The following is a 23,809-nucleotide window of genomic DNA, read 5'->3' as shown; positions in this document are numbered from 1 at the left end:
CTCGGGACCTCCCGGGTAGAATGGCCGTGCCCCGGCGTCGGATCGGGGCCCTACACCTGTGTGCAATCGAAGGTGTAGACCATGACTGCACTGACAGGTATCTCCGTGACTTTCTCTGATCTCGGTGTCGACCAGGACATCGTCGACGCCCTCACGACCAAGGGCATCATCGAACCATTCCCCATCCAGGAGCAGACGATCCCCCTCGGGCTCGCCGGCCAGGACATCATCGGCCAGGCCAAGACGGGCACGGGCAAGACCTTCGGGTTCGGCATCCCGATCGTCCAGCGCCTCGGCCTCGACCCGGCTCCCGGCGTCAAGACCCTCGTCGTCGTCCCGACCCGTGAGCTCGCCGTCCAGGTGTCCGAGGACATCGAGATCCTCATCTCGAACCGCTCCACGACGCTCGTCTCCATCTACGGCGGCAAGGCCTACGAGGGGCAGATCGAGCAGCTGAAGGCCGGCGCCCAGATCGTCGTCGGCACGCCCGGCCGACTCATCGACCTCAACAACCAGCGCCTCCTCGACCTCTCGGGCATCACAGAGATGGTGCTCGACGAGGCCGACAAGATGCTCGACCTCGGCTTCCTCGCCGACATCGAGAAGCTCTTCTCCAAGACTCCCGCCGCGCGTCACACGATGCTCTTCTCAGCGACCATGCCCGGTCCCATCGTGGCCCTGGCCCGCCGATTCATGAGCAAGCCGATCCACATCCGGGCGAGCGACCCCGACGAGGGGCTCACGCAGGCCAACATCAAGCACCTCATCTACCGCGCGCACTCGCTCGACAAGGACGAGGTGATCTCGCGTATCCTGCAGGCCGAGGGTCGCGGCAAGACCGTGATCTTCACGCGGACCAAGCGTGCCGCCGCGAAGCTCGTCGAGGAGCTGACCGACCGCGGGTTCAACGCCGCGGCGGTGCACGGTGACCTGAACCAGGAGCAGCGCGAGCGGGCGATGGCGTCGTTCAAGGCAGGCAAGCGCGACGTCCTGATTGCCACCGATGTCGCCGCCCGCGGCATCGACGTTGACGACGTCACCCACGTCATCAACCACACGATCCCCGAGGACGAGAAGACGTACCTCCACCGCGTCGGCCGTACCGGTCGCGCCGGGAAGACGGGTATCGCCGTCACGTTCGTCGACTGGGACGACCTCCACAAGTGGGCGCTCATCAACCGCGCCCTCGAGTTCGGTCAGCCGGAACCGACGGAGACCTACTCCTCGAGCCCGCACCTGTTCACCGACCTCGGGATCGCCGAGGGCACGAAGGGCCGGCTGAAGCCCGCCAAGGCCGTCGAGCCCGCTCCACGGCGCGAGGGTTCGCGGAGCGCAGGCGGACGCGACGGTTCGCGGACCGGCGGCGGACGCGACGGTTCACGGACCAGCGGTGGTCGCGGTGGTGAGCGCGGCGGACGCGGAGGCGACCGCGCGCAGCCGACCAGCACCCGGCTCGAGTCCCAGCCGAGCACCCGCGCCCACTCGCGGACGCACGACGCCGCCTCGACCGACACCGTCGACCGCAGCGCGCCCGCAGCAGGCACCCACGACGGCCACGGTCCGGAGCACCGCGACGGCAACAGCGCTCCCCGCCGCCGGAGCCGGACGCGCCGCACCGCACCCCCGGCCCCCACGGCGTAGATCCGCCACGCAGAACGCCCGCACCCTTCCGGATGCGGGCGTTCTGCATGTCGCGAGCGCTGCGCTCGGAACTGCGGCGCCGCTGTGAGCATCTCGATCTGCGCCTCCTCGGATCAGCGAGAGACCCGTGGGCACTTCGACAAGCTCAGTGACCGGAAGAAGGCCGACCGGAGCAACCCGGTCCCTGAGCCTGTCGAAGGGCACTCCGACCGGGGGCACCCTCGGATCCGCGAGCACGTCGACAGGCTCAGTGACCGAGGGGAGTTCGACCGGGACTCCGGACGCGCCGCAGATCAGTCAGGCAGGACGGGCGCCGAGCCGGTGGCCTCGGCCACGATGCGTCGGACCACGTCGATGTCCGTGGTGTTCTCGCCGAGGCGGTTCGGCTTACCGGTTCCGTGATAGTCGCTCGAACCGGTCGCGACGAGACCCAGCTCGGAGGCGATCCGCCGCACGACGACCTTCCCCTCCTCGGTGTTCTCGCGATGCTCGATCTCGAGCCCGAACAGGCCCGCGTCAGCGAGTTCGCGGAAGTACGGCTCGGGCAGCATCCGGTCGCGGCCGGCCGGGACCGGATGGGCGATCACCGGGACGCCACCGGCGGCGCGGACGAGCTTGACCGCGGTGAGCGGGTCGGGCGCGTAGTGCGGCGCATAGTACCCGGTGCGCGGATGCAGGATGCCGTCGAAGGCTTCGCCGCGGTCGGCCACGATCCCGAGGGCGACGAGGGCGTCGGCGATGTGGGGCCGTCCGACGGTCGCCCCTTCGCGGGTCTGCGCGAGGACGTCCGCCCAGGACAGCGGGTAGTCGCCACCGATGCGTGCCACGATGCCTTCGGCCCGTCGGAGCCGGGACGCCCGGATCTTCGCTGTCTCCTGGAGCAGGTCGCCGTTCAGCGGATCGATGAGGTATGCGAGCAGGTGCACGCTCCGCCACTCATAGCGGGTGCTCAGTTCCATTCCGGGGAGCAGGGTGATGCCCTGGCGGCGCGACTCGACGGCCGCCTCGGCCCAGCCGGCGGTGGAGTCGTGGTCGGTGAGGGCGATCGTGCCGAGCCCCGCGGCACCGGCCGCGCGCATCAGCTGCGTCGGCGTCTCCGTGCCGTCCGAGACGCTCGAGTGCGTGTGCAGATCGGCGGGGCCGTGCATGTCTCGAGCGCTCACCACGCATCCACCCTAGTCGCAGGTCCTGCCCCGAGGACTCCCAGACCGCTCGCCTACGCTGACGCGGGTGCTGAAGACCGTCGGTGGCGTCATCGCGGCCGTGCTCGCGATCGCGACCACGGCCCTGCTCGTCGTGGCCGTCCTCCCCGGACTGTTCGGTCTCGAGCAGGCCCAGGTCGTCGTCCAACTGAGCGCGTTCCGCCTCCTCGTGGCGATCGTCGCCGCATGCGGCGCCCTCCTCTGCATCCTGACGGCGATCCTCGTCCGGGGATCCCGGCGAGTGCTCCCCTCGGTGCTGGCGATCGTCCTCGCCGCGGTCTCGGTCACCGGCGCCGTCGTCACGGCTAACCGCGGAATCGACGACCAGATGGTCGCCGGAGAGGCGACCGACCTCCCGGATCAGGTCACGGTCCTCGCCTGGAACACCCTCGGCGACGCCGTCGACCCCGGGACGATCGCAGCGATCGCGGTGCGTGAAAGCGCCGATGTCGTCTCCCTGCCGGAGACCTCGTCCGACACCGCGGCGGTCGTCGCCGCCGCGATGACCGCTGCCGGACGGCCGATGGTCGCGCATTCGACCGACGCCGACGCAGGAGGGACGAGCCTCCTCATCAGCACCGGACTCGGCGAGTACGCGGTCCGTGCACCGACGGCGACCGGCCCGACCGCCATCGAGCGCTCGGAGACCCTCATCGCCGATCCAGTCCTCGGTCGCGGACCGACCCTCGTCGCGGTCCACACCACGGCCCCACTGCCGAGTCGGCTCGGCGACTGGCGCGCGGAGCTCGCCGATCTCGCCGCCCGCTGCACCGACGACGCGGACGTGATCATGGCCGGTGACTTCAACGCGACGCTCGACCACCTCACCGGGTTGCGCGGCGTCGGCGACCTCGGCGCCTGCCATGACGCCGCCTCGGCCGACGCGGCAGCCGGGCTCGGTACCTGGCCGACCGAGCTCCCGGCGGTCCTCGGCGCGCCGATCGACCACGTCATGGCGACACCGGGATGGGTCACCGTGTCGGCTCACGTCCTGACCGACGTCGACGGCACGGGCAGCGATCACCGGCCCGTGGTCGCGACGCTGCTCCCCCGCACGGCGAGCTGAGCGACGGGCGCCTGTCGCGACCGCAGTGCGACAATGGAGGTATGGCGACTTCCGCAGACACATCCAGTTCGAACACCGTCCAGACCGAGGCGACCTCCAACCGGGCGGCCGCCTGGTCCGAGGGCTTCCGCGCCTTCATCGGCACCGGGTGGGCAGACCGCCCAGAGGTCCTGCCGGAGCCGCGGGAGACCGCCGGCCTCGCAGCGGCTCGTCGTGAACGCCTCTCGGCCCAGTTCCCCGGTCAGCGTCTCGTCCTCCCCGCAGGCGGGATGAAGCAGCGGTCGAACGACACCGACTACCTGTACCGGGCGCACTCCGCCTTCTCGTACTACACCGGCTGGGCGGCCGACACCGAGCCCGACAGCGTCCTCGTGCTCGATCCCGAGGAGTCCGGCCACACCGCGACCCTGTACTTCCGCGAGCGAGCGGGCCGCGACACCGACGAGTTCTACACGAACGCCGCGATCGGCGAGTTCTGGATCGGCGCGCGTCCGTCGCTCGCCCAGGTGGCAGCCGACCTCGCGGTCGCGACCGCCGACCTCTCGGCGTTCACCGCCGACGCCGCCGATCTCACGGTCGACGTCGACGACGACCTGACGCGCGCCGTGTCCGAGATGCGCCTCGTGAAGGACGCCTACGAGATCGCGCAGATGCGTCTCGCCGTCGACGCGACCGCGCGCGGCTTCGACGACGTCGTCGCCGAACTCCCGAAGGTCCTCGCTCACGAGCGCGGCGAGCGCATCGTCGAGGGCGTCTTCGCCGGGCGGGCTCGCGCCGACGGGAACGGCGTCGGGTACGAGACCATCGCCGCCGCCGGACCGCACGCCTGCATCCTCCACTGGACGCGCAACGACGGACGGGTCGTCCCGGGCGACCTCATCCTCATCGACGCCGGCGTCGAGCTCGACAGCTACTACACCGCCGACATCACCCGCACGATCCCGGTGTCCGGCACGTTCACCGAGGTCCAGCGCCGGGTCTACGAGGCCGTCCGTGAGGCGGCCGACGAGGCCTTCGCCATCGTCCGCCCCGGCATCCGGTTCCGCGAGGTGCACGCGGCCGCGATGGCGGTCATCGCACGCAAGACCGCCGAGTGGGGCCTGCTCCCCGTCACCGCCGAGGAAGCGCTCCTGAAGGAGAACGAGCAGCACCGGCGGTACATGGTGCACGGGACGAGCCACCACCTCGGCACCGACGTGCACGACTGCGCCCAGGCCCGCCGCGAGATGTACGCCGACGCCGTGATCGAGCCCGGCATGGTCTTCACCATCGAACCCGGCCTCTACTTCCAGGTCGACGACCTCACGGTCCCCGAGGAGTACCGCGGCATCGGCGTACGGATCGAGGACGACATCCTCGTCACCGAGGACGGCGCGGAGAACCTGTCGGCCGGCATCCCGCGCACCGCGGACGAGGTCGAGGCCTGGCTCGCGCGCTGACCCCGTCCGCCGGGCCACGGCCCGGAGCCTGATGCGGCTGGATCAGCCCGCGTCGGTCTCCGGGCCGCGCTCCAGGAGGTTGCGTGCGCGGTTCGCGAGCTCACCGCCGACGATGAGGTCGTAGCGCGTCGCCACGACGAGCGTGGCCGAGGTGTACTCCTGCCGCTTGCGGGTCACCGAGTACGACACGATGCCGAACAGCATGCCGAACGCGGCACCCATGAGCACCGCGGCACCCAGCAGCATGAGGTTCGTCTCGGGGTTGAAGATGACGAGGACGAGCCCGAGGAACAGTCCGAGCCAGGCACCGCTGACGGCACCGGCTCCCGCAGCACGGCCGTAGCTGAGGCGACCGGTGACGCGTTCGACGCTCTTGAGATCACTGCCGACGATCGAGATCTCCTTGACCGGGAAATCGGTGTGGGCGAGCGACGAGATCGCGGCCTGCGCGGACTCGTAGCTCTCGTAGCTGGCCACCGTCTCGCCTCGCGGGATGACGCCGAGCGCCGGGGCGCCCTTCCGGCCGAACTGTCGCGGATCACTCATGCCTCCATCCTCTCACCCCGCCCGGAGCGGGCACTCCAGGCCGACCACCGGCGGGTAGGTTAGTAGTCGTGAGTGCAACCAGAGTGTTCGTCGCCAGGCTCGCCGGGTGCACCGTCTTCGACCCCGCGGGCGATCGTGTCGGCAAGGTCAGGGACGTGCTCGTCGTCTACCGCACCGGCAAACCCCCGCGGGTCGTCGGCCTCATCGTCGAGATCCCCGGGAAACGCCGTGTGTTCGTGTCGATCGGCCGCGTGACGAGCATCGGCGCCGGGCAGATCATCACCACGGGACTCATCAACGTCCGCCGGTTCGAGCAGCGCGGTGGCGAGGTGCGCGTGATCGCCGAACTCTTCGGCCGACGCGTCGTCTTCCGCGCCACCGGCGAGGAGGCGACGATCGAGGACGTCGCCATCGAGGAGCAGGGGCCCGGCGAGTGGCAGGTGTCGCAGCTGTTCGTCCGCCGCCCGAAGACCACCGCCTCCCCCTTCGTGAAGGGCCCGACGACCTTCGCCACCTGGAACGAGCTGCGCGAGGAGCAGGAGCTCGGCGAGGCCCAGTCCGCCGAGCAGCTCATCGCGACCTACGCCGACCTGAAACCGGCCGACCTCGCGAACACGCTCCTCGACCTCCCGCGCGACCGGATGATCGAGGTCGCGGAGGAGCTGTCGGACGACCGCCTCGCGGACGTGCTCGAGGAGATGCCCGAGACGGACCAGGTGCAGATCCTCGCCCAGCTCGACGACGACCGCGCAGCCGACGTCCTCGATCAGATGCAGCCGGACGACGCGGCCGACCTCATCGCCCAGCTCCCCGAGGACCGCGGTGAGCACCTCCTCGAGCTCATGGAGCCGGAGGAGGCGGAGGACGTCCGCATGCTGCTCCGGTTCGACCCGGAGACCGCTGGTGGCCTCATGACGACCGAGCCGATCATCCTCTCCGCCGACGCCACCGTCGCGGAGGCCCTCGCGTCGATCCGACGCTCCGAGCTGGCGCCGGCGCTGGCAGCCGGCGTCTGCATCACCCTGCCGCCGTACGAGTCGCCGACGGGACGCTTCCTCGGGATGGTGCACTTCCAGCGCATGCTCCGGTACCCACCGCACGAGCGCCTCGGGACCCTGCTCGATCAGAGCCTCGATCCGGTGGGCGTGCGGACCTCCGCCGCCGAGGTCTCGCGGATCCTCGCGAGTTACAACCTCGTCCAGGTGCCCGTCGTCGACGAACAGCACCGGCTCCTCGGCGTCGTGACGATCGACGACGTCCTCGACTACCTGCTTCCGGACGACTGGCGCAGCATCGACGAGAACGATGAACTCCCGGCGTCGGAACAGCGGCTCGGATCGAACGGAAGGAGGGCAGGTCGTGGCACGAGCTCCCCGCAATGAGGTCCGGCTCGACGCTCCGAAGGGGCTTCGGAGTTCCGTCCGTTCCATCCGCCGCGCCCCGGCCTCGCGCGACCGCTTCGGCCGGTTCACCGAGTGGATCGCCCGGGCGATGGGCACGCCATGGTTCCTCCTCGGCCTCACCCTCTTCGTCATCCTGTGGATCGCGTGGAACACCTACGGTCCACTCGCCCTCCGGTTCGACTCCGTCGACATCGGCTTCGTCGCCCTGACCCTCGTGCTGTCGCTCCAGGCCTCGTACGCGGCGCCGCTCATCCTGCTCGCCCAGAACCGCCAGGACGACCGCGACCGCGTGCAGATCGAGCAGGACCGGCAGCGGTCCGAACGCAACCTCGCCGACACCGAGTACCTCGCCCGTGAGGTCGTCGCGCTGCGACTGGCCCTCAAGGACATGGCGTCGAAGGACTTCATCCGCGCCGAACTGCGCTCCCTCCTCGAGGAACTCGATCGGGATCGCACCGACCAGCCCGAACACGACGGGCCTGAGCGTCGGCGTGGCTGACGCCGGCGCGGCTGACATCGGCCTCGCCGAGCGGATCAGGACCGCGCTCGCCCGCGTCATCGACCCCGAGATCCGCAAACCGATCACCGAACTCGACATGGTCGGCCCGATCACGGTGGACGACACCGGTGCCGCCGATGTCACGATCAAGCTCACGATCGTCGGCTGCCCGGCAGCGACGAGCATCGAGCGCGACGTGCGTGAGGCCACCGCGGCGACCCCCGGGGTGACGAGCGTCGCGGTCGACGTCCAGGTGATGACGACGGCGGAGCGTCAGGCACTCACGGAGCGCCTGCGTGGCGGCCGCAGCGCCCGCGGCATCCCGTTCGGCCCGGACTCACTGACCCGCGTGTACGCCGTCACGAGCGGCAAGGGCGGTGTCGGGAAGTCGACGGTGACCGCGAACCTGGCCGTCGCACTCGCCGCCGGCGGCCTGCGGGTCGGCCTGGTCGACGCGGACGTCCACGGGTTCTCCATCCCGGGGCTCCTCGGACTGGTCGAGAACGGCCTGGCCGTCAAACCGACGCAGGTCGGCGACATGATCCTGCCGCCCGTCGCCCACGGTGTGAAGGTCGTCTCGATCGGCATGTTCATCGACGCACCGACGGACGGCACCACCGCCGTCGCCGTCGCCTGGCGCGGACCGATGCTCCACCGCACCATCCAACAGTTCCTGACCGACGTGTTCTTCGGCGACCTCGACGTCCTGCTCCTCGACCTGCCGCCCGGCACCGGGGATGTCGCCATCTCCATCGGCCAGCTGCTCCCCCACGCCGAGGTGCTCGTCGTCACGACACCGCAGCCGGCCGCCGCCGAGGTGGCCGAGCGCAGCGGCGTGGTGGCACGCCAGACCGGGCAGCGCGTCCACGGCGTCATCGAGAACATGGCGGGTCTCCCCCAACCCGACGGCAGCGTCCTGCAGCTGTTCGGCTCAGGGGGTGGCGAGGCGCTCGCAGAGCGGCTGTCGATCGGCCAGGACGCCCCGGTACCGCTCCTCGCCTCGGTCCCGCTCAGCGTTCCGCTTCGGGAGGGCGGAGACGCCGGGCTGCCGATCGTCCTCTCGGATCCGACGGATCCCGCGGCCGCCGAGATCCTCCGCCTGGCCGGTCAGCTCGCTGCGAGACCGCGTGGCCTCGCCGGTCGTCGTCTCGGCGTCAGCACGAACTGACCCGTCCGGGTCGGACGTGTGCGACCGAAGCGGACTCAGGTGGCTTCGAGGTCGAACGGGGGCGCGGCGGTCTCTCCGGCGGCGAGTCGGCGCAGGCGCTCGTCGGTCGCTGCCTGGATCGACTTCGGCTTCTCGAGCGACGGAACGGCTGCAGCGGCGGCCGCGGCCGCGGGAGCCGCGTCGAGCGGAGCGGTCGTCGCGACCGTCGGTGTCACCGGAGGCTCGTCGTCGAGGAGCGCCTCGCGGATGATCCGTCTCGGATCGTACTGACGCGGGTCGAGCTTCTTCCAGTCGACCTCGTCGAACTCCGGCCCCATCTCCTCGCGCATCCGATCCTTGGCGCCGGAGGCGAGGTCGCGGAGGGTGCGGACGAGTCGCGCCAGTTGGGAGGCGTAGTACGGCAGCCGTTCGGGACCCAGCAGGAACACGGCGATGACCCCGATGATGAGGAGTTTGTCGAAGGTCAGACCGAACACGACATCAGACTACCGCGCGAGCCTCAGCTGTCGGAGCAGTTGCAGGCCATACGCTGGGATCCGGAGGCAAGGTGTCAGAACACAATCTCAATTGGAAGTACGCGGGCGACGTGGTCGTCGAGAGCGCGGCGATGCTCACGGCGCGCGCTCACGCGCACGAACTGGGTGTCGAACCGATCTCCCCGGCGATCGGCGCGCAGATCGCGGTGGTGGCCGCGGCCACCCGCGCGGAGTCCATCGTCGAGGTGGGGACCGGCACCGGCGTCTCCGGGCTCTGGCTGCTCCGCGGTGCCACGAGCGCGGTGCTGACGTCCATCGACACCGAGATCGTGCACCAGCAGCAGGCACGCGCGGCGTTCACGGAGGCCGGCATCACGACCAACCGCATCCGCCTCATCACCGGCAGCGCGCTCGACGTCCTGCCGCGGATGAACGAGAACTCCTACGACCTCGTCCTCGTCGACGGCGACCCGGGATCGGTCATCGAGTACGTCGAGCACGGACTCCGTCTGGTGCGTCCCGGCGGCACCGTACTCGTCCCGCATGCGCTCTGGCGAGGCCGCGTGGCCGATCCGGCTCAGCGGGACGAGACCACAGGACTCTTCCGCTCGCTCGTCCAGGAGATCTCCGCGTCCGACGCGGTCGTCAGTGCCCTGTCCCCCGCCGGCGACGGCCTCCTGCAGATCACCAAACCGAACCTCTGAGCCCTCCGCACGACGACGAACCGGCCGCCATCCTGACTCTGAGAGCAGTGATGACGGCCGGTTCTCGGCTCATGCGGTGTCGGTGACGGGGATCAGCCCGCGCTCACCACACCCGCGAGTGCATCATGCAGTTCTTGAGCCTCTGCGTCGTTGACCGACACGACGAGACGCCCTCCCCCTTCAAGAGGCACTCGCACGATGATGAGCCGACCCTCCTTCACGGCCTCCATTGGCCCGTCTCCGGTGCGTGGCTTCATTGCGGCCATGCGAGTCCCCTCTCGTTATTCGACTGACCCCCATTATCTCGTATCACGGGGGCTCGTGATAATCCTGAGCGCGGCGAGGCGCAGGATGACGCCGGATTCGCGCTCAGGGAATGGTCCAATACGCGTTCGCGAGGCCGTACATGACGAAGATCCAACACCATTGCAACGCCAGCGAGACGATGACGACGCCACCGCGATACCAACGGTTCCGTGGGACGGCGACGGCACCGAGGAGCGGGAAGACCGGTACGAGCAGCCGGAAGACACTCGTCTGCGGGAAGAACACCGCGAAGAGGTAGAGCAGGTAGGACCCCACCCACAACCGGAGGTCGGCACCGAGCCGGCGCACCGGCGGGAGGAACAGGAGCACGACGGAGCCGACGAAGATCGCGGCGACGACGGCGATGCCCGGACCATCCCCGAACCAGAACTGGCCGCCCTGGATCCAGGCCGAGAACGGGACGAGGGGCTGCTCCCCGATGAAGGCGGCCCGCCACGCCAGCTCCGTCTCGAGGTACGCCTCCGGCGTCCCGGTGACGAGACCGGCGATGACCATCCACGCGAATCCGGCGAGGGCAGCGAGGGCCCCGCCCGCGAGAATGAGGACGACCTCCCGGCGCGCGAGCGGGTCGCGGTGTCGCGTGACGATCCGCACGATGAGATGGAGGCCCAGCAGGAGCGAGAAGGCCAGGACTCCGGGGCGGGTGAACGCCATGACCGGGATGACCGCGAGGAGCCAGCCGTACCGGCGCGTCACGAGCAGGAGCAGTGCGAGCGTCAGCAGCAGTAGGAACATCGATTCCGCGTAGGCGACCTGGAACAGGGCGCTGAGCGGGGCGATGCAGAACAGTACGACGGCGAACATCGCTCGCTCATCGCCGAGGCGGATGCGCAGGAGCCGGTGGAACAGCAGGGCAGCCCCCAAGCCGCAGCACAGCGAGACGATCACGGCCATGACCGGCCACGGCAGGAAGGTGACGACCGAGAGCGCCTTCACGACCCCCGGATAGACCGGCATGAACGCCCACGCGTTCTCCGCGACCCGGCCGGCGTCGTCGAGCGGCAGCTGGGTCGGGTAGCCGTACGTCGCGATCCACCAATACCACTGTCCGTCCCAGCCGGCGGCGAGCGTGCCGAGCGAGGGGAACGCGCCGAACCGGGAGTCCGGCGCCTGCAGCAGACTCGCGACCGCGAACATCACGGTCGTCACCAGGCGGGACACCACGTACACGATGGTGATCCGCCCCCACCAGGGCAGGCGGGCCCAGCGCCGGAGCATCGACGGCCGCTCCTCGACCTCGGTCGAGTGGGCCGCGTCAGCGACCATCGGGCCCGGTCAGCCAGGCGCGGAGCCCGCGCTCACAGTCCTCGATGTGCGCGAGCGGGACGCGCTCGTCGTCGGCATGGGCGAGGAGCGGGTCACCCGGTCCGTAGTTGACGGCGGGGACGCCGAGTGCGGAGAAGCGTGCGACGTCCGTCCAGCCGTACTTCGGGGCCGGTGTGCCGCCGACCGCGGCCAGGAAATCCTGGGCGATCGGCGCGTCGAGCCCGGGACGAGCGCCCTCCGCGACGTCCGTCTGCACGACCTCGAAGCCGGAGAAGAGCTCCTCGAGGTGGGCGAGCGCCTCGGCACCCGTCCGGCTCGGAGCGAAGCGGTAGTTCACCTCGACGGTGACGAGGTCGGGGATCACGTTCCCGGCGACGCCGCCGGTGATCCCGACCGCGTTGACGCCCTCCCGGTAGACGAGCCCGTCGACCTCGACCTCCCGTGGCGTGTACGAGGCGAGTGTCGCGAGGACCGGGGAGATCGCGTGGATCGCGTTGACGCCGACCCAGCTCCTGGCCGCGTGCGAGCGCTTGCCGTGGGCGCTCACGTGGACGCGCAGCGTTCCGTTGCAGCCACCCTCGACGCCGGCGCTGCTCGGCTCGCCGAGGATCGCGAAGTCACCGACGAAGAGGTCGGGACGGTTCCGCGCGAGACGCCCGAGGCCGTTGAGGTCGGATGCGACCTCCTCGTTGTCGTACCACATCCAGGTGATGTCGACGATGGGGTCGGTGAGCTCAGCCGCGAGCTTCAGCTGGACCGCGACGCCGCCCTTCATGTCGACCGTCCCCCGACCCCAGAGCACCGCCTCGCCGTCGCGCTCCTCGAACCGGGTCGGGACGTTGCCGTTGATCGGGACGGTGTCGATGTGGCCGGCGATGATGACCCGCTGCGCACGGCCGAGCGAGGTGGAAGCGACGACCGTGTCGCCGTCGCGCACGATCGTCAGGTGCTCGAGACCCTCGAGCGACGCCTCGATCGCGTCGGCGATGCGGGCCTCATCCCCCGAGACGGAGGCGATGTCGCACAGCTGCTGGGTGAGTTCCACGGAGGAGACGGACAGGTCGAGTACGGGGACTTCGGCTGGCATGGCACCAGTGTATTGGCCGTCGTCCTGAGTGTTGGCCGGTACCCTGGAGCCATGACCGCTGCGCCTGCCGAGACCCCTGTTCCGACTCACGCCTGGGGCTCCGGCCTCGCGACCATCGCCGCCGACGGCACCGTGCTCGACACCTGGTTCCCCGAGCCCTCGCTCGGGCGGATCCCCGAGGGCCGCGACCGCTGGATCGCCCCCGCAGACCTCGAGGCGCTCGCGACCGACGACGAGCGCAGGGCCGTCCGCATCGACATCGTCACGGTCGAGATCGAGCTGCAGGCCGCTCCGCAGAGCACCCCGGACGCCTACCTGCGGCTGCACCTGCTCAGCCACCTGCTCGTCCAGCCGAACACGATCTCGCTCGACGGCGTCTTCGCGCACCTCCCCATCGTCGTCTGGACCAACGCCGGCCCCGTCCACCCCGCGGACTTCGACCGCCTCCGACCGTCGCTCCTCCGCGCCGGCATCCACGCGACCGGCATCGACAAGTTCCCGAGACTCCTCGACTACGTGACGCCCGACAAGGTCCGGATCGCCGACGCTTCGCGCGTCCGGCTCGGCGCCCACCTGGCACCGGGCACCACCGTCATGCACGAGGGCTTCGTCAACTTCAACGCCGGGACCCTCGGCGCGTCGATGGTCGAAGGACGCATCTCGCAGGGCGTCGTCGTCGGCGACGGCAGCGACATCGGGGGTGGTGCGTCGATCATGGGGACGCTCTCCGGCGGCGGGACGCAGCGGGTGGCGATCGGTCAGCGTGCCCTCCTCGGCGCCAACTCCGGCATCGGCATCTCGATCGGCGACGACTCGGTCGTCGAGGCGGGTCTCTACGTGACCGCGGGCACCAAGGTCGTCCTCGCGGGTGCTGCGTCCACGGCCGAAGGCGCGCCGCGTACGGTCAAGGCGGTCGAGCTGTCGGGTGTCCCGAACCTCCTGTTCCGTCGGAACTCGCTCACGGGTGCCGTCGAGGTGCTCCCCCGCTCGGGCTCGGGCGTCGAGCTGAACGCGGCACTGCACGCCTGACCCGGCCTCCCGGTACACAGAACGGCCCCGCATCCGAGGTGGATGCGGGGCCGCCCTTCGACAGGCTCAGGGACCAAAGCGGAGGGGACTAGCGCGTCGGGAAGGGACGCTCGGGCGAACCCGTGTACAGCTGCTGCGGGCGCCCGATCTTGGTCTGCGGGTCGAGGTTCATCTCACGCCAGTGGGCGATCCACCCGGGCAGGCGTCCGATGGCGAAGAGCACCGTGAACATCCGCGTCGGGAAGCCCATCGCCTTGTAGATGACCCCGGTGTAGAAGTCGACGTTCGGGTAGAGCTTGCGCTCCTTGAAGTAGTCGTCCTCGAGGGCGATCTGCTCGAGCTCCTGAGCCAGGTCGAGCAGTGGGTCGTTGATGCCGAGCGCACGGAGCACCTCGCCGGCGCTCTCCTTGACGAGCTTGGCGCGCGGGTCGTAGTTCTTGTAGACGCGGTGCCCGAAGCCCATGAGCTTCACGCCGTCTTCCTTGTTCTTCACGCGGTCGACGAAGCGCTGCACGCCCTCGCCGGACTCCTGGATCCGGCCGAGCATCTGCAGGACCGCCTCGTTCGCGCCACCGTGCAGCGGACCCGACAGGGCGTTGATACCGGCGGACACGGAGGCGTAGAGGTTCGCGCCGGTGGAGCCGACGAGGCGGACCGTGGAGGTCGAGGCGTTCTGCTCGTGGTCCTCGTGCAGGATGAGCAGGAGGTCGAGCGCCTTCGACAGGACGGGATCGATCTCGTACGGCTCGGCGAGGTTGCCGAAGTTCAGCTTGAGGAAGTTGTCGACGAAGCTCAGCGAGTTGTCGGGGTAGAGGAACGCCTGCCCGACCGACTTCTTGTGCGCGTAGGCGGCGATCACCGGGAGCTTCGCGAGCATGCGGACCGTCGTGAGCTCGACGTGGTCGGGATCGTGCGGATTGGCGTCCGACTCGTAATAGGTCGACATGGCCTGCAGGGCGCTCGACAGGACGGCCATCGGGTGCGCCGTGTGCGGGAGCGCCGAGAAGAACCGCTTGAGGTCCTCGTGGAGGAGCGTGTGGCGCCGGATCTTCTCGTCGAATCCGCCGAGTTCGTCGGCCGTCGGGAGTTCACCGTGGATGAGCAGCCAGGCGACCTCGAGGAAGGTCGACTGCTTGGCGAGCTGCTCGATCGGGTAGCCGCGGTAGCGCAGGATGCCCTGGTCGCCGTCGATGTACGTGATCGCCGACTTGGTCGCCGCAGTGTTGACGAACCCGTAGTCGAGCGTGGTCAGGCCGGTCTGCCGCGTGAGCGAGGAGATGTCGATACTCGACGCGCCCTGGGCTGACTGGTGGATCGGGAATTCGGCCGTTCCGCCGGGGTAGTTCAGGGTGACCTGATGCGTCTCGGTGGAAGCCTGTTTCTCGACGTCGCCCACGGCGCCTCCTCATATCTTTGTGCGATAGGGACTCGACATCGCCCTCCGATACGACGGCGTGTCACATACAGCCTAATCGGCTTCGGACCCTACTGCTGTTTCCCACAGTGATCCGGCGACTTCCTTGGAGTTCACCCCGAAATCGGGCGGAGTCCCCGAAGTCGGGCCGCGGCCGCAGCGATGCGCTCGTCGGTGGCGGTCAGGGAGAGCCGCACGTGTTGCGGTCCGGCCTCGCCGTAGAACACCCCTGGACCTGCCAGGACACCGATCGACGCCAGGCGGTCGATACTCACCCAGGCGTCCTGGCCCTCGGTGATCCACAGGTACAGTCCCGCCTCGCTGCGGTCGACCCGGAACCCTGCCTCGCGGACGGCCGGGAGCAGCACCTCACGTCGGGCGCGGTACCGGGCCTTCTGCTCCGCCACATGGGCGTCGTCGCCGAGCGCCGCGACCATGGCGGCCTGCAGCGGGGCCGGCAGCATGAGACCCGCGTGCTTCCGGACGGTGACCAGCCGACGCACCAGGCGCTCGTCGCCCGCGAGGAACGCGGCACGGTAGCCGGCCAGGTTGGACTGCTTGCTCAGGGAGTAGATCGCGAGGACACCCTCGGTGTCGCCGTCGGTCACGCGTGGATCGAGCACGGACGGGGTCGGTGTGTCGGACCACTCCCCCTCCCAGCCGAGTTCCGCGTAGCATTCATCGCCCACGAGGACGGCGCCGAGTTCGCGGGCTCTGGCTCGGGCTGCGCGCAGCTCGTCGACCGACAGGACACGGCCGTCGGGGTTGCCTGGGGAGTTCAGCCAGACCAGCCGGGTGTTCTCCGGCCATTCGGACGGATCGTCGGAGGCGAACGCTTCGGCTCCGGCGATCGCCGCGCCGACCGCGTAGGTCGGGTAGGCGGCCACCGGGTGGACCACGGTGTCGCCGGCGCCGAGGCCGAGGAGGAAGGCGAGCAGCGCGACGAGTTCCTTCGAGCCGATCGTCGGGAGGACGGCGTCGAGGGTGAGCTCCTCCACACCACGACGGCGCGCGAACCAGTCGACGATCGCCTGCCGGAGTTCGGGCGTCCCCACCGTGGTCGGGTACGCGTGTGCGTCCGTGGCCGCCCGGAGCGCGTCGCGGATGAGGCCGGGAGTCGGATCGACCGGCGAACCGATCGAGAGGTCGACGATGCCGTCGGGGTGGCGACGGGCCTGCTCCGCATACGGGACCATGAGGTCCCAGGGGTAGTCGGGCAGCGGCTGCAGTGCCACGCGACTACTCTTGGGCTTGTGGCGGCAGCGCGGCGATGAGCGGGTGGTCCGAGGGGATCACGCCGACCTTCGCGGCCCCACCCGGGGAACCGATCTCGTCGAAGAACTCGACGTTGGCCTTGTAGTAGTCCGCCCACTCCTCGGGAAGGTCGTCCTCGTAGTAGATGGCCTCCACCGGGCAGACCGGCTCGCACGCACCGCAATCGACGCATTCGTCGGGGTGGATGTAGAGCGACCGTTCACCCTCGTAGATGCAGTCGACGGGGCATTCGTCGATGCAGGCGCGGTCCTTCACATCGACGCACGGCAGGGCGATCACGTAGGTCACGGGCGGGTGGCTCCCTTCACGAGCACTGAGTTGTCCAGTCTACGCCTGCGGCGAGACGGGGAACGGTTCGGGCGCCGGTCCCGCGGGACGGTCGTCGCGCGTGCGGGCGCGCTCCGGGAGCTTCGGCCACGCGACGACGAGGACGGCGATGAGACCGGGGGCGATGGTCCAGACGAGGCCCGAGACGCTCTGCGGGATGAGGACGGAGCCGCCGGTGCTCTCGAGCAGCAGGATCCCGATCATGAGGATGACCCCGAGCGCCGCTGCCGACGCTGCGAGCCGGTCTCCCAGGACGATGCGGAGTCCGACCAGGAGCATGGCCACGCCGAGGATCCCGAGCACCAGTCCGACCGGGAGGGCGACACCGAGGACGGAGGGCGCCCAGGCGTGCGCGACCGTCCCGATGGCGCCGTACGCCAGACCGACGAGGAACGCGAGGACGATCCCGATCACCCGCGACGCCGTGGACGGCTCGTGCGGAGCGTCCTGCTGCGGCGGTGTCGGCGGGAACCAGCGGTCGTCGCCGACCGTGCGGCCGTCTGGGAGGCTGGGGTCGGGGGCCGGATCGGTCATCCGCCGATTGTATCTGGACAGCCTCAGCATCAGGCGCTATGGTCGACGTCGGATAAGGTTAGCCTTACCCAACCGCGTTCCGAAGTCGCAGCGCCCCGCCCGGACCACGGTCCCCGCCCGGCGCGCCCTCGGATGCATCCCCACCCCGCAGACGACGGCCTCCCCCGGGCGACCGCCTGCTCGACGCCCGAAAGTCCGGTCACGTGCTCGCGAACTACCTCATCGGCCTCCGCGAAGGCCTCGAAGCCGGCCTCATCGTCGGCATCCTCGTCGCCTACCTGAACAAGCTCGGCCGCCGGGACGTCCTCCCCCGGTTGTGGCTCGGCGTCGCCGTCGCGATCGTCGTCTCCCTCGGCGTCGGTGCCATCCTCACCTGGGGACCGTACGGGCTCAGCTTCCAGGCGCAGGAGATCCTCGGCGGCGGGCTGTCCATCCTGGCCGTCGGGCTCGTCACCTGGATGATCTTCTGGATGGGGCGCAACGCCCGAGAGCTCAAGCACGACCTCGAGTCCCGACTCGACGCCGCCGTCGCCGGATCGGCGATCGGCATCGTCGTCCTCGGGTTCATCAGCGTCGGCCGCGAGGGCATCGAGACCGCCCTCTTCATCTGGGCGAGCGTCAACTCCGGCGAGAACGCCGTCGTCGGCTCGATCGGCGCGCTCCTCGGCATCCTCACCTCCGTCGTCATCGCGTATCTCATCTACCGCGGATTCGTCCGGATCAACCTCGGGACCTTCTTCACGTGGACGGGGCTCTTCCTCGTCGTCGTGGCTGCCGGCGTCCTCGCCTACGGCGTCGGCGACCTCCAGGAGGCGGGCGTCATCCCCGGCTGGGGGCAGGCCGCGTTCAACCTGAGCGCGATCGTCCCTCCGACGAGCTGGTACGGCACCGTCCTCGGTGGACTCTTCAACTTCACCCCTGCCCCGACCTGGGCGCAGTTCGGTGCGTGGCTGCTGTACCTGGTCGTCACGCTCGTCTGCTTCATCCGGGTCTCGGGTCTCGGCCGTCGGCGCCCGACCTCGGTCACGAAACCGGTCACGACGAACGCCTGACCGGTCCCCGACCCACCACGAACCAAGCACCAGCACCTTCCGACAGGAGTCTCCATGCAGCACCGCATCATCGCCGGCCTCGCCGGCGCGGGCGTCCTCGCCCTCGCCCTCACGGGATGCGTCCCGAACAAGACGGGAAGCGACGCACTCACCGTCGCCATCACCGACGACTCGTGCTCGGTGTCCGTGGCGAAGGCGACGGCCGGTGCCGTGACCTTCTCGATCACGAACAACGGCACCGACGTCAACGAGTTCGAGATCCTCGCCTCGGACAAGCTGCGCATCGTCGGCGAGAAGGAGAACGTGACGCCGGGCCAGACGGTGTCCTACGTCGCACAGCTGAACCCCGGCACGTACTACACGGCCTGCAAGTTCCAGCTCGTCGGCGCACCCGTCGGCCTCGCCGAGTTCACCGTCACCGGCGAGAACGCGGCCGTCTCGAAGGACGAGCAGGCGCTCACCGACCAGGCCGTGACGAACTACGTCGCCTACATCAAGTCGCAGGTGGCCGAACTCGTGCCGCAGGTGAAGGCCTTCACCGACGCGTACGCCGCCGGCGACGACGAGACCGCCCGTCAGCTGTTCGCGACGACGCGCGTCTCGTACGAACGCATCGAGCCGACGGCCGAGGCGTTCGGCGACCTCGACCCGAAGATCGACTACCGCGAGGTCGACGCCGTGGCTGAAGGACTCGACTGGACCGGCTTCCACCGGATCGAAAAGGACCTCTGGCCGCCGGCAGCCGACGCGCTGAACTCGGACGGCACGAGCGCGCTGACGGACTGGACGCCGTCGACGCCGGAACAGCGTCAGCAGCTCGCCACCGGACTCGTCGACGACGTGCAGCAGCTGTTCGACCTCGTCTCCGAGAAGGACTTCACCGTGAGCCTCGGCGACATCTCGAACGGTGCCATCGGTCTCCTCGACGAGGTCGCCGTCGGCAAGATCTCCGGAGAGGAGGACTGGTGGTCCCACACCGACCTCTACGACTTCGCGGCCAACGTACAGGGAGCCGAGGTCGCGTTCGGCAACGTCAAGGACATCGCCGCGAGCAAGGGCGACGCGGGCACGAAGCTCGTCGGCCAGATCGAGACCGAGTTCACGGCGCTGCAGGACCTGCTCGCGAAGTACGGCAGCCTCGACAACGGCTTCGTGAGCTACGACACCGTCACCGAGGAGCAGCGCAAGGAGCTCTCCGACCAGGTGAACGCCCTCTCCGAGCCGCTGTCGCAGCTCACCCACACGGTGCTCGGCGTCGCCGAGTAGCACCGAACGGATCCACCGCCGCCTCCGCGGCGCGCCGGGCCGGAACCGCTCAGAGCATTCTGGGGGTTCCGGCCCTGCGGCCTTCCAGCCATCCCTGAATAGCATGAGGTCCGATGACCGAGCACACTCCCCCCACCACGCCTGCACCCGAGGCAGGGTCGACGCCCACCGCGCCTGAACCCGGCGCCACGTCCGCACCAGCGAGCGATGCGCCGCGGCGCGGGCTGTCGCGCCGGGCGCTGTTCGGCCTGGCCGGAGCAGGCGCCGCAGGGCTGGCGGCCGGAGCCGGGGCGACCGCGGCCATCACCGCCGCCGTCAGCGCCTCGGCGAGTGCCGCGGGCGTCACGACGGTCTACCCGTTCAACGGGGCCCACCAGAGCGGGATCACGACGCCGGCGCAGGACCGCCTGCACTTCGCCGCGTACGACGTGTCGGCTGGGACCACCCGGGAGGAGCTCATCGAGTTGCTCCAGGACTGGAGTGTCGCCGCGGCACGCATGACGCAGGGGAAGGAGGTCGCCGACGGCGGTGCCGTCGACGGCTCCCCGCTCGCTCCCCCGGTCGACACCGGAGAAGCGCTCGGACTGCCCGCCAGCGGGCTCACGATCACCTTCGGGTTCGGACCCACGCTCTTCACCGCCGAGGACGGCACGGACCGGTTCGGCATCGCCGACCGGCGCCCGGCCGAGTTGGAGAAGCTCCCCCGCTTCACGGGCGACAACCTCCAGGCGGGCCTCACCGGCGGCGACCTCTGCATCCAGGCGTGCGCCGACGACCCGCAGGTCGCCGTGCACGCGATCCGCAACCTGAGCCGCATCGCGTTCGGACGCGCCTCCATCCGCTGGTCGCAGCTCGGCTTCGGTCGTACCTCCTCGACCTCCACCAGCCAGGTCACCCCGCGCAACCTGTTCGGCTTCAAAGACGGCACCGCGAACGTCAAGTCCGAGGAGACCAAGACGGTCGAGGAGCAGGTGTGGGTCCAGGACGGAGACAGCGCCGCCTGGCTGAGCGGTGGTTCCTACCTCGTGGTCCGCAAGATCCGCATGATCATCGAGACCTGGGACCGCGCGCAGCTCCAGGAGCAGGAGCGCGTCATCGGTCGGAGCAAGGGCGAGGGCGCACCGCTGTCGGGCGGTAAGGAGTTCACTGAGCCCGACTTCGACGCGGTCGGCGCGACGGATCAGCCCCTCATCGACAAGCACTCACACGTGCGCCTGGCGCACCCGACCCAGCTCAAGGGCACGAAGCTCCTGCGACGCGGATACAACTTCGTCGACGGGAACGACGACCTCGGGCGGTTGAACGCCGGGTTGTTCTTCATGTCGTACCAGCGATCGCCGAAGCAGTTCATCGACGTGCAGCGCGCGCTGGCCACCGATGCGCTCAACGAGTACATCAAGCACGTGGGGTCGGCGATCTTCGCAGTGCCGCCGGGCGCGGGCAAGGACGGCTGGGTCGGCGAGACGCTCTTCGCGTAGGAACGGCCCTTCGACAAGCTCAGGGACCGGAAGGGCGCTCAGGGAGCAGCCGCGGTCACTGAGCCTGTCGAAGTGCTACTTGACCGTCACCGTGTAGAGGATGCTGTCCGCCGAGGCGACGAGCTTCACGTCGTAGGCCGTCGTCGACAGCGTCACGATCGAACCGTCGCCGTTCGCGATCTCCCCGTCGACCGTGAAGCCCGCCGCGACGAGCGCATCCTTGGCTGCGGTGGCGGCGTCGGTCGCCTGCACCGTGACGACGAAGGTGTCCTTGCCGTCGACCGTTCCACGTCCGCCGTTGACCGTGCCGTCGACCACCGGGACCGCGTCGACGGGGTATCCGTCCGGCAGCCCCTCGTCGAGGTTCACGTCGAAGTCGCCACCGGTGGCGTCGCGGATGCCCTGCTCGACGGTGTCCTTGACGGTGGACTCGATGACGCTGCACCCGGCGAGCGTCGGAGCGAGGACGAGGGCGGCCAGCAGGGCGAGGGAGGCGGGTCGGCGCATGCGATCAGCTTAACGACCGGATGCCCGGTCTTCCTGAGAGGACCGGGCATCGGGTTGGAGCGGTTACTGCCTACTCGGACTGCTTCTTGAGACGCGAGTAGCTGCGCTGGCGGGCCTGAGCGTCGAGCTCGACCTTGCGGATGCGCACGTGCTCGGGCGTGACCTCGACGCACTCGTCCTCGCGGGCGAACTCGAGGCTCTCCTCGAGCGTGAGGACGCGCGGCGGCGTCATCGACTCGAAGTTGTCGGCCGAAGACTGACGCATGTTGGTCAGCTTCTTCTCCTTGGTGATGTTTACGTCCATGTCGTCGTTGCGCGAGTTCTCGCCGATGACCATGCCCTCGTAGACCTCTTCGGTCGGCTGCACAAAGAACGACATGCGTTCCTGCAGCGCGATGATCGCGAAGGGGGTGACGACACCGGAGCGGTCGGCGACGATCGAGCCGTTGTTGCGCGTCGTGATCGCGCCGGCCCACTCGCCGTACCCGTGTGCCAACGCGTTGGCGATACCCGTACCGCGCGTGGCGGTGAGGAACTCGGACCGGAAGCCGATGAGGCCGCGCGACGGGACGATGAACTCCATGCGGACCCAGCCGGTGCCGTGGTTCGCCATGTTCTCCATGCGGCCCTTGCGAGCGGCGAGGAGCTGCGTGATCGCGCCGAGGTGCTCCTCGGGAGCGTCGATGGTGAGGTGCTCGTACGGCTCGTGGACCTTGCCGTCGATACGCTTCGTGACCACCTGCGGCTTGCCGACGGTGAGCTCGTAGCCTTCGCGACGCATCTGCTCGACGAGGATGGCGAGCGCGAGCTCTCCACGGCCCTGGACCTCCCACGCGTCGGGTCGACCGATGTCGAGGACCTTGAGCGAGACGTTACCGATGAGCTCGCGGTCGAGGCGGTCCTTGACCATGCGCGCGGTGAGCTTGTGGCCCTTGACCTTGCCCATGAGCGGCGAGGTGTTGGTACCGATCGTCATCGAGATGGCCGGGTCGTCGACCGTGATGGCCGGCAGCGCGCGGACGTCCTCGGGGTCGGCCAGGGTGTCGCCGATCATGATGTCGGCGAAACCGGCGACGGCGACGATGTCGCCGGGGCCGGCGCTCTCGGCCGGGTAGCGGTCGAGGGCCTTCGTGATCATGAGCTCGGTGACGCGGACGTTGTGGACGTCGCCGTCGTGGCGGACCCAGGCGACCGTCTGGCCCTTCTTCAGCGTGCCGTTGAAGATGCGCAGGAGCGCGAGGCGACCGAGGAACGGCGAGGCGTCGAGGTTCGTGACGTGCGCCTGGAGCGGGTGCTCGTCGTCGTACTGCGGAGCCGGGATGTGCTCGAGGATGGCCTCGAAGAGCGGCTCGAGGTCTTCGCTGTCGGGGAGTTCGCCGTTGGCGGGCTTGTTGGACGACGCGCGGCCGGCCTTACCGGAGGCGTAGACGACCGGGACGTCGAGGACGGCGTCGAGGTCGAGGTCGGGGACGTCGTCGACCATGTCGCTGGCGAGACCGATGAGGAGGTCCTGGCTCTCGACGACGACCTCGTCGATGCGTGCGTCGGGGCGGTCGGTCTTGTTGACCAGGAGGATGACCGGCAGCTTGGCCTCGAGCGCCTTGCGGAGCACGAAGCGGGTCTGCGGGAGGGGGCCCTCGGACGCGTCGACGAGGAGGACGACGCCGTCGACCATGGACAGGCCGCGCTCGACCTCTCCACCGAAGTCGGCGTGACCCGGGGTGTCGATGACGTTGATCGTGATCGGGCCGTCGGTGGCGTGTTCGCCCTTGTACGAGATCGCCGTGTTCTTGGCGAGGATGGTGATGCCCTTTTCGCGCTCGAGCTCATTCGAGTCCATGGCGCGTTCTTCGAGGTGGGCGTGTTCGGCGAAAGAGTTGGTCTGTCGCAGCATGGCGTCGACGAGGGTCGTCTTGCCGTGGTCAACGTGGGCCACGATCGCGACATTGCGCAGATCGGAACGAGTGGCGAGCGCCATAAAAGGGTGGCTTCCTTCAAGTGGATGGGATTCGGGCACGATGGTGCCGACGGACCATCATACCGCAGGAGTCCTGGCCGGGGGCTGAACGGCGACGGGCACCGGCGGTTTCCCGCCGATGCCCG

The 23,809-nt window shown here is 69.4% G+C and carries 23 protein-coding genes; 11 read left to right on the top strand and 12 right to left on the bottom strand.

Features of this window, described 5'->3' with window-relative positions; genetic code table 11:
- The first annotated feature begins 81 nt into the window (after positions 1-81).
- A complete protein-coding gene (locus tag FGL15_RS16180; protein WP_191940796.1) occupies positions 82-1,641 on the top strand; it encodes a DEAD/DEAH box helicase in 1,560 nt (519 codons plus the stop codon).
- Positions 1,642-1,934: 293 nt separating this feature from the next.
- Here FGL15_RS16180 and FGL15_RS16175 read toward each other — a convergent pair whose 3' ends face one another.
- Positions 1,935-2,789, bottom strand: a complete 855-nt coding sequence (locus FGL15_RS16175; protein WP_138947344.1) for a PHP domain-containing protein — start codon at positions 2,787-2,789, stop codon at positions 1,935-1,937.
- Positions 2,790-2,871: 82 nt separating this feature from the next.
- On the opposite strand from FGL15_RS16175, the gene FGL15_RS16170 reads away from it, so the two are divergent.
- Both FGL15_RS16170 and FGL15_RS16165 read left to right on the top strand, forming a co-directional pair.
- Entirely contained in the window at positions 2,872-3,909 is a 1,038-nt protein-coding gene (locus FGL15_RS16170; protein WP_138946725.1) for an endonuclease/exonuclease/phosphatase family protein, read from the top strand.
- Positions 3,910-3,950: 41 nt separating this feature from the next.
- A complete protein-coding gene (locus FGL15_RS16165) occupies positions 3,951-5,348 on the top strand; it encodes an aminopeptidase P family protein (RefSeq protein WP_138946724.1) in 1,398 nt (465 codons plus the stop codon).
- A 42-nt stretch (positions 5,349-5,390) separates the two neighbouring features.
- On the opposite strand, the gene FGL15_RS16160 is transcribed toward FGL15_RS16165, so the two are convergent.
- Positions 5,391-5,894, bottom strand: a complete 504-nt coding sequence (locus FGL15_RS16160) for a general stress protein (RefSeq protein WP_079705546.1) — start codon at positions 5,892-5,894, stop codon at positions 5,391-5,393.
- Positions 5,895-5,962: 68 nt separating this feature from the next.
- Between FGL15_RS16160 and FGL15_RS16155 the strand changes: the two genes are divergently transcribed.
- The 3 genes from FGL15_RS16155 to FGL15_RS16145 are packed head-to-tail and all read left to right on the top strand — an operon-like array spanning position 5,963 to position 8,964.
- Positions 5,963-7,276: a magnesium transporter MgtE N-terminal domain-containing protein gene (locus FGL15_RS16155; protein ID WP_079705545.1), complete on the top strand. Its 1,314-nt coding sequence runs from the start codon at positions 5,963-5,965 to the stop codon at positions 7,274-7,276.
- Positions 7,254-7,796: a DUF1003 domain-containing protein gene (locus FGL15_RS16150; protein ID WP_071261025.1), complete on the top strand. Its 543-nt coding sequence runs from the start codon at positions 7,254-7,256 to the stop codon at positions 7,794-7,796. The genes FGL15_RS16155 and FGL15_RS16150 overlap by 23 nt, the downstream gene beginning before the upstream one ends.
- Positions 7,789-8,964, top strand: coding sequence for an Mrp/NBP35 family ATP-binding protein (locus FGL15_RS16145; RefSeq protein WP_138946723.1), 1,176 nt, complete (start codon positions 7,789-7,791; stop codon positions 8,962-8,964). The genes FGL15_RS16150 and FGL15_RS16145 overlap by 8 nt, the downstream gene beginning before the upstream one ends.
- Positions 8,965-8,999: 35 nt before the next feature.
- Here FGL15_RS16145 and FGL15_RS16140 read toward each other — a convergent pair whose 3' ends face one another.
- Positions 9,000-9,440: a Sec-independent protein translocase TatB gene (locus FGL15_RS16140; RefSeq protein ID WP_079705542.1), complete on the bottom strand. Its 441-nt coding sequence runs from the start codon at positions 9,438-9,440 to the stop codon at positions 9,000-9,002.
- Positions 9,441-9,511: 71 nt separating this feature from the next.
- Between FGL15_RS16140 and FGL15_RS16135 the strand changes: the two genes are divergently transcribed.
- Complete coding sequence (locus FGL15_RS16135; RefSeq protein WP_064296167.1) at positions 9,512-10,144, top strand: O-methyltransferase; 633 nt, start codon at positions 9,512-9,514, stop codon at positions 10,142-10,144.
- 92 nt (positions 10,145-10,236) lie between these two features.
- Here FGL15_RS16135 and FGL15_RS16130 read toward each other — a convergent pair whose 3' ends face one another.
- The 3 genes from FGL15_RS16130 to dapE form a co-directional block, all read right to left on the bottom strand.
- Entirely contained in the window at positions 10,237-10,410 is a 174-nt protein-coding gene (locus tag FGL15_RS16130; protein ID WP_079002123.1) for a DUF3117 domain-containing protein, read from the bottom strand.
- A 103-nt stretch (positions 10,411-10,513) separates the two neighbouring features.
- Positions 10,514-11,737, bottom strand: a complete 1,224-nt coding sequence (locus FGL15_RS16125) for a hypothetical protein (RefSeq protein ID WP_240773573.1) — start codon at positions 11,735-11,737, stop codon at positions 10,514-10,516.
- Positions 11,727-12,824 (bottom strand): succinyl-diaminopimelate desuccinylase, encoded by a 1,098-nt coding sequence (gene dapE / locus FGL15_RS16120; RefSeq protein ID WP_138946722.1) that lies wholly within the window; start codon positions 12,822-12,824, stop codon positions 11,727-11,729. Before dapE ends, FGL15_RS16125 begins: the two co-directional genes overlap by 11 nt.
- A gap of 51 nt (positions 12,825-12,875) precedes the next feature.
- On the opposite strand from dapE, the gene dapD reads away from it, so the two are divergent.
- Entirely contained in the window at positions 12,876-13,853 is a 978-nt protein-coding gene (gene dapD / locus FGL15_RS16115; protein ID WP_138946721.1) for a 2,3,4,5-tetrahydropyridine-2,6-dicarboxylate N-succinyltransferase, read from the top strand.
- 88 nt (positions 13,854-13,941) lie between these two features.
- Here the strand turns inward: dapD and FGL15_RS16110 are convergent, their stop codons facing one another.
- The 4 genes from FGL15_RS16110 to FGL15_RS16095 form a co-directional block, all read right to left on the bottom strand.
- Complete coding sequence (locus FGL15_RS16110) at positions 13,942-15,201, bottom strand: citrate synthase (protein ID WP_064296340.1); 1,260 nt, start codon at positions 15,199-15,201, stop codon at positions 13,942-13,944.
- Positions 15,202-15,380: 179 nt separating this feature from the next.
- Positions 15,381-16,502, bottom strand: coding sequence for a succinyldiaminopimelate transaminase (gene dapC, locus FGL15_RS16105; protein ID WP_138946720.1), 1,122 nt, complete (start codon positions 16,500-16,502; stop codon positions 15,381-15,383).
- Positions 16,503-16,506: 4 nt separating this feature from the next.
- Entirely contained in the window at positions 16,507-16,830 is a 324-nt protein-coding gene (fdxA, locus tag FGL15_RS16100; RefSeq protein ID WP_138946719.1) for a ferredoxin, read from the bottom strand.
- Between the two features lie 39 nt (positions 16,831-16,869).
- Positions 16,870-17,403 carry a hypothetical protein gene (locus tag FGL15_RS16095; RefSeq protein WP_138946718.1) on the bottom strand — a complete coding sequence of 178 codons (534 nt, stop codon included), beginning with the start codon at positions 17,401-17,403 and terminating at the stop codon, positions 16,870-16,872.
- 203 nt (positions 17,404-17,606) lie between these two features.
- On the opposite strand from FGL15_RS16095, the gene efeU reads away from it, so the two are divergent.
- The 3 genes from efeU to efeB all read left to right on the top strand — a co-directional run bounded on the left by efeU (position 17,607) and on the right by efeB (position 21,199).
- Positions 17,607-18,455 (top strand): iron uptake transporter permease EfeU, encoded by an 849-nt coding sequence (efeU, locus tag FGL15_RS16090; protein WP_138946717.1) that lies wholly within the window; start codon positions 17,607-17,609, stop codon positions 18,453-18,455.
- 54 nt (positions 18,456-18,509) lie between these two features.
- Positions 18,510-19,721: an iron uptake system protein EfeO gene (efeO, locus tag FGL15_RS16085; RefSeq protein WP_138946716.1), complete on the top strand. Its 1,212-nt coding sequence runs from the start codon at positions 18,510-18,512 to the stop codon at positions 19,719-19,721.
- A 113-nt stretch (positions 19,722-19,834) separates the two neighbouring features.
- Complete coding sequence (efeB, locus tag FGL15_RS16080) at positions 19,835-21,199, top strand: iron uptake transporter deferrochelatase/peroxidase subunit (protein ID WP_138946715.1); 1,365 nt, start codon at positions 19,835-19,837, stop codon at positions 21,197-21,199.
- Between the two features lie 75 nt (positions 21,200-21,274).
- On the opposite strand, the gene FGL15_RS16075 is transcribed toward efeB, so the two are convergent.
- Both FGL15_RS16075 and typA read right to left on the bottom strand, forming a co-directional pair.
- Complete coding sequence (locus FGL15_RS16075) at positions 21,275-21,706, bottom strand: hypothetical protein (protein ID WP_138946714.1); 432 nt, start codon at positions 21,704-21,706, stop codon at positions 21,275-21,277.
- Between the two features lie 70 nt (positions 21,707-21,776).
- Complete coding sequence (gene typA, locus FGL15_RS16070) at positions 21,777-23,684, bottom strand: translational GTPase TypA (protein ID WP_138946713.1); 1,908 nt, start codon at positions 23,682-23,684, stop codon at positions 21,777-21,779.
- Positions 23,685-23,809 lie beyond the last annotated feature (125 nt).

Origin of the sequence: Plantibacter sp. M259 (assembly GCF_006065115.1) — a bacterium.
Taxonomy (GTDB): domain Bacteria; phylum Actinomycetota; class Actinomycetes; order Actinomycetales; family Microbacteriaceae; genus Plantibacter; species Plantibacter auratus.
Note: the sequence above shows the minus strand (reverse complement) of the source record. Positions and strands in the feature narration are given on the sequence as shown.

Bases quoted from the DNA above. Each gene is read 5' to 3' on its own strand.
- dapD (WP_138946721.1), top strand. From the start codon at position 12,876: ATGACCGCTGCGCCTGCCGAGACCCCTGTTCCGACTCACGCCTGGGGC.
- efeB (WP_138946715.1), top strand. From the start codon at position 19,835: ATGACCGAGCACACTCCCCCCACCACGCCTGCACCCGAGGCAGGGTCG.
- FGL15_RS16075 (WP_138946714.1), bottom strand. From the start codon at position 21,706: ATGCGCCGACCCGCCTCCCTCGCCCTGCTGGCCGCCCTCGTCCTCGCT.
- FGL15_RS16180 (WP_191940796.1), top strand. From the start codon at position 82: ATGACTGCACTGACAGGTATCTCCGTGACTTTCTCTGATCTCGGTGTC.
- efeO (WP_138946716.1), top strand. From the start codon at position 18,510: ATGCAGCACCGCATCATCGCCGGCCTCGCCGGCGCGGGCGTCCTCGCC.
- typA (WP_138946713.1), bottom strand. From the start codon at position 23,684: ATGGCGCTCGCCACTCGTTCCGATCTGCGCAATGTCGCGATCGTGGCC.
- dapE (WP_138946722.1), bottom strand. From the start codon at position 12,824: ATGCCAGCCGAAGTCCCCGTACTCGACCTGTCCGTCTCCTCCGTGGAA.
- FGL15_RS16165 (WP_138946724.1), top strand. From the start codon at position 3,951: ATGGCGACTTCCGCAGACACATCCAGTTCGAACACCGTCCAGACCGAG.
- FGL15_RS16125 (WP_240773573.1), bottom strand. From the start codon at position 11,737: ATGGTCGCTGACGCGGCCCACTCGACCGAGGTCGAGGAGCGGCCGTCG.
- FGL15_RS16095 (WP_138946718.1), bottom strand. From the start codon at position 17,403: ATGACCGATCCGGCCCCCGACCCCAGCCTCCCAGACGGCCGCACGGTC.
- FGL15_RS16175 (WP_138947344.1), bottom strand. From the start codon at position 2,789: ATGCACGGCCCCGCCGATCTGCACACGCACTCGAGCGTCTCGGACGGC.
- FGL15_RS16130 (WP_079002123.1), bottom strand. From the start codon at position 10,410: ATGGCCGCAATGAAGCCACGCACCGGAGACGGGCCAATGGAGGCCGTG.
- FGL15_RS16160 (WP_079705546.1), bottom strand. From the start codon at position 5,894: ATGAGTGATCCGCGACAGTTCGGCCGGAAGGGCGCCCCGGCGCTCGGC.